This is a genomic window from Neisseria sp. P0009.S007 (assembly GCF_051962515.1).
In genome coordinates, this window is the sequence record NZ_JBQCVF010000985.1 from 1 (window position 1) to 338 (window position 338).

Below are 338 nucleotides of genomic sequence, written 5' to 3' on the forward strand. Positions count from 1 at the left end.
ACCATGGATAACGGCAAAGAGTTCTACCAACACACCAAAATAGCCAAAGCATTAAAGGCGGAAACCTATTTTTGCCGCCCTTACCATTCGTGGGAAAAAGGGCTGAATGAGAACACCAACGGACTCATCCGACAATATTTCCCCAAACAAACCGATTTCCGAAATATCAGCAATCGGGAGATACGCAGGGTTCAAGATGAGTTGAACCACCGGCCAAGAAAAACACTTGGCTACGAAACGCCAAGTGTTTTATTCTTGAATCTGTTCCAACCACTGGTACCCTAGTGTTGCACTTGAAATCCGAATCCAAGGACCCTTTACCCCAATCCTTTGAAATG

Annotated in this window: 1 protein-coding gene; it reads left to right on the forward strand. The window is 45.0% G+C overall.

What is annotated here, in order from left to right; all coding sequences use genetic code 11:
- Positions 1–285: IS30 family transposase (locus tag ACTHS3_RS17440; RefSeq protein WP_440368690.1), on the forward strand; the 285-nt coding region annotated here is incomplete at its 5' end.
- Positions 286–338: the final 53 nt, after the last annotated feature.